Genomic DNA, 4,601 nt, shown 5'->3' on the forward strand with positions numbered 1-4,601 from the left:
TGGGAATAAGGAGGTCTTGTCGCGGATTAGTAAACGCGGCAATGTGATGTTAAGGACGTTAAATAAAACCTGGGGTTGATGATGCTGATTCATGCGGTGGCTCTGTGAACCCGCATATACGTTCTTTATACGGGGAATGGTGATTATTTTCCGATGCAAAATTCTGAAAATATTTTTTCGAGTAAAGCATCAGAGGTGAATTCGCCAGTGATTTCGGAGAGCGCGTTTTGGGCTAGTTTTAAATCTTCAGCGACTAGTTCGCCCGTTTTTTGGTTTAAGAGATGGTTATTGGCGTTTTTTAAAAAGGCGCTGGCTCGTGCGATGGCATGGCAATGGCGTCTTCTAGCAATGAAATTGTTTTCATGACTGGCTTCAAATCCAGCGGTATTTTTTAAATGATTTTTTAAGAGCTCAACACCAGCACGAGTTTTAACGGAGAGTTTGATGTGCGGATACTCTTTATTTTCTTTACGGGGGGGCTCATCAATTAAATCAATTTTATTTTCAACAATTAGGGTTGGAATTTTGTTGTCGTTTTCGAAAAACCATCGAGTAATGATTTTTTTAAAATCTTCAGTTGGTTTTGATGCGTCGATCATTAATAATAATAAATCGGCCTGTTGAACAGCTTTTTGTGTGCGTCGTACGCCTTCTTTTTCAACCACATCTTCAGTAAGACGAAGACCAGCGGTATCAACGATGTGAATTGGCAATCCGTCAATATGAATCGATTCACGGATAATATCCCGCGTGGTTCCTGCGATGTCTGTCACGATGGCAGTTTCCTGTTCGCTTAATAAGTTTAATAGGCTGGACTTACCGACATTGGGTTCGCCCGCGATAACAACGGTGATACCTTCGCGTAAAAGAGCGCCTTGTCTAGCGGTTTTTTGTATTTCTTGCACTTGGCGCATTAAATTTTCTAATCTCTCTTTTATCCGGTCGTCGGCGAGGAAATCAATTTCTTCTTCGGGAAAATCAATGGATGCTTCAATATACATTCGTAACTGTATTAAAGCATCCACTAATTGATGAATGCGTTTTGAAAATTTACCTTGCAACGAACGTATTGCTGAACGAGCTGCTTGTTCTGAAGAGGCATTAATGAGATCAGCAACCGCTTCCGCTTGCGCGAGGTCTATTTTGTTATTCAAAAAGGCCCTCTCAGAAAATTCCCCCGGGCGGGATTGACGCGCGCCGGCTTTCAAAACGATATTTAATAAACGATCCATGACCACAGGACCGCCGTGACCATGCAGCTCTAAAACGTCTTCGCCGGTAAATGAATGAGGCTTAGGGAAATAGAGGGCGATTCCTTCATCAATTACTAACTTTGAATCCAAAAATTTAACAAACGTCGCATACCGAGGCTTAGGCACGCACCCCAGGATTTTCTGAGCAATGGCCTTAGTCTTTTCCCCTGAAACGCGAACAAGCCCAATTCCCCCTCGACCTGAAGGCGTCGCTTGGGCAGCAATGGTTTCGGGGAACACATAGGTCATTTTGCTATAATTTTTCCAGGACTTAAAAATAACAAATCATAACATGAACAGATCAAAAACAATAACAGCGAGTTTAGTCCTCCTAGGGCTGACTGTGATAGCTTTGGGAGATGACCTTACCTGCAAAACGGGGATACCTTCAAGAAGAGTTACTCATAAGAATTGCGGGCTAACCTAGGAGACTAATCCCTCCTGAATTCAATTTTTTCCGAAAGGGACAAACAACAAACTGTTGACCTCACGGTCCTTACAGCCGTTCATGTGCGCCCTGCTCTACTAAGGGAACCGCCATGGCTTGTGTTGTAGTCGCGAAGATTGGTTTTACTTCTACAAATGTTGCCGCCTGTAAAGACAAGTAAAGACAATAGGAGATTACATTTGGAATAACGATAGGACTGACTTACTGCAAACCAAAGCAGCTCTCACTGCCCCTAATCGTCAATAATTAATATTCGGTCGGTGCCCGTATGAAGCGAAGCGCAATACGGGACTTTATCTTTTCCGCTTCCGAGCGCGCCGAGCTTTTAATTTCGCTTTATGGCTCTCATACGTTTTATTGACATACCACTGTTGCAGCGTCTGCACCACGTTGTTGGTTATCCAATACAAGACTAATCCCGCGGGAAAATTGATGAAAAAGACTGTAAAAATCACGGGTAGAAGCCACATCATTTTTTGTTGCGTAGGATCCGGTGAAGTGGGGGATAGCCATTGTTGAGCTAACATACTTAAACCCATGATAATTGGCAAAATATAATAGGGATCTTTAACGGATAAATCATGAATCCACAAAATAAACAGTGCTTGACGCAATTGGACGCTTTCAATAATAACGTAATAAAAAGCAATAAATACTGGTAATTGAATTAACATCGGCAGGCAGCCACCCAATGGGTTAATTTTCTCTTTGCGGTACAACTCCATCGTCGCTCGACTTAACGCTTGTCGGTCATCGCCATACCGTTCTTTCAGTGCTTGTATCCGCGGTTGCATTTCACGCATGCGCGCCATTGAACGGAAACTTTTTGCTGAAAACCAATAAAAAAGGATTTTGATAAGAATCGTCGTAACAATAATAGACCAACCCCAATTCTTAACGACAGCATGAACAGCGCTGAGAATCCAAAACAAAAATATGGAAATCGGCCATAGCCATCCGTAATCGATTGTTCGTTCTAATCCGGGTGACAACCCTTTTAATCGCTTAGCAATTTCGGGGCCGACATAAAGCGTAGCATGTGTGGCGGCTTTTCTCCCTGCGGCCACACCCATTTGAGGGCTAATAAAACCAACCACGTAAACATTTGGCTCACCGCTCACTGGAATCACGTGACTGTAGTAGTGATAAGTTAATTCAGGGTTCCCTGGTACCCACGCGGTCAGGAAGTAATGTTGTTGAATGGCAATCCAGCCGTTTTGGTTTGTTCGATCAATATTTTCTTTATCCAGTGTTTCATAACTCAGCTTTTCATAGGGGATTTGCGGACTTCCCATAGAGACGCCGTTGTAACTTCTGACATAAAAATGATGATGTTCCGTCAGCGGTTGACGGCGGGTAATTTGAGTATAAAAGCTACCTTGCCAGGATTTAGACGTGTTGTTCTTCACTTGATAGGTTAAGTGAATGGCATAATCATCGCGATGAAACGTATAGGTCTTTGTAACTAGAAGTCCGTCAGGAGTTCGGCCGATAAGTTGGGCGATGAGCTGATTCTGGCCATTTTCTAAAACATATTGTTTTTTTTCCGACTCAAATTGAACCGTTGTTGGTTGGCCATTTCCATTTGTTAACCCGCTTTGAGCAACGTACAACTCATTCGGTTCACCGCTTAAAATTTGTACCGGAGTTTGTTTCTCCTCTAAGAAAACCGGATATTTAGGCAACTTTGCCGAAACAATGTTCCCACCATGAGTATCTATTTGGATATCAAGGACATCAGTTTTTACTGTGATCAGCCGCTCTTCTGGCACTTTAGCCGTAAAAACAATCTTCCCCGCTCCTTTTGTTTTCTCAGCCGTCCCCGGAGTGAAAGGAGGAGGGGTATAATCGGTCGGGTGATCGGGATTCGCGGTTGGCTGTTCTACTGTCGGACTTGGCTCCAGCGATGGATAGTCACGCTGCCAAGCGTTAAACAGCGCAATAGCTAAAAGCGTAACAATGAGGTATAAAATTATTCGTTTAGTATCCACCAGTTACGCCATCTCATTGGACTTTTCAGGTACCATATCAACCACCGGGATGGAAGGGATAACACCGCAGTAAGCGCCAAACTGTTAAATCAATACCTTTTATCACGCCAAAGCGCTTTAAGGCAGTTTCGGCATAACAAGAACAGGAAGGATAAAAGAGATAAGAATTCATTAACATTGGATTGATCAGGTGTCGATAAGCTTTGATCAAACCGAGGAGGAGGGTTTGGATTGCCTTTCCAATTGTGTGAACAATTTGTTTATACATTGATACAGCTCTTTGTTACCCACTTCCACTGAAGAGGCTTTAGCGACAACGACGATATCAAACGCCGGTAACTTCTTCTTTCTTGTTCTAAAAGCCTCCTTGACTACTCGTCTGACGCGATTACGCCAAACGGCTTTTCTTACATTGCATTTGCTTGTCACTACACCTAATCGCGAATGTTTTATTTCATTTTCTCGATAATAAAGGAAATAATAACGTCCTATTATCCGTTGACGTGTCGCATAGATACAGCGAAACTCATCTGTTGTACGGATTCGCCAACTTGCGGAAAAGCTTTTTTCCATCAAACGGTTAAACGCTCTCTTCCCTTTGCACGGCGGCGATTCAGTACTTGACGGCCATTTTTTGTTGCCATTCGAGCACGAAAGCCATATGTCCGATTTCGTTTCAGTTTGCTGGGCTGATAGGTTCGTTTCATAAGGCAACTCTTTAAATCTTAATAGGACTCGCAATCATAAATCAGCGCACGCGGACTGTCAAATTGGAGAAATGCAAAGGATACGATTATGTATAGATTTTCAACAAACAACCCAATGAAAAGTGCGCTCTTTAAAGGGGGCGTTATAATGCGCCAACACAGAATTTCTATTTTAAATAAAGAGCAGGTGATGAAAGATATT

The 4,601-nt window shown here is 42.8% G+C and carries 3 protein-coding genes and 2 pseudogenes; all 5 read right to left on the reverse strand.

Features of this window, described 5'->3' with window-relative positions:
* Positions 1–143: 143 nt before the first annotated feature.
* The 5 genes and pseudogenes from mnmE to rpmH all read right to left on the reverse strand — a co-directional run bounded on the left by mnmE (position 144) and on the right by rpmH (position 4,399).
* A pseudogene (gene mnmE / locus FIV31_RS07290) lies at positions 144–1,564 on the reverse strand (tRNA uridine-5-carboxymethylaminomethyl(34) synthesis GTPase MnmE).
* A 430-nt stretch (positions 1,565–1,994) separates the two neighbouring features.
* Positions 1,995–3,692, reverse strand: a complete 1,698-nt coding sequence (gene yidC, locus FIV31_RS07295; RefSeq protein ID WP_280124313.1) for a membrane protein insertase YidC — start codon at positions 3,690–3,692, stop codon at positions 1,995–1,997.
* Between the two features lie 3 nt (positions 3,693–3,695).
* A pseudogene (gene yidD / locus FIV31_RS07300) lies at positions 3,696–3,960 on the reverse strand (membrane protein insertion efficiency factor YidD).
* Positions 3,900–4,268, reverse strand: a complete 369-nt coding sequence (rnpA, locus tag FIV31_RS07305; RefSeq protein WP_280124314.1) for a ribonuclease P protein component — start codon at positions 4,266–4,268, stop codon at positions 3,900–3,902. Before rnpA ends, yidD begins: the two are co-directional and overlap by 61 nt.
* On the reverse strand, positions 4,265–4,399 hold the full coding sequence (rpmH, locus tag FIV31_RS07310) for a 50S ribosomal protein L34 (RefSeq protein ID WP_280124315.1): 135 nt from the start codon (positions 4,397–4,399) through the stop codon (positions 4,265–4,267). The genes rnpA and rpmH overlap by 4 nt, the downstream gene beginning before the upstream one ends.
* Positions 4,400–4,601 lie beyond the last annotated feature (202 nt).

The sequence above is a fragment of the Coxiella endosymbiont of Ornithodoros amblus genome (assembly GCF_019425495.1).
Taxonomy (GTDB): Bacteria; Pseudomonadota; Gammaproteobacteria; order Coxiellales; family Coxiellaceae; genus Coxiella.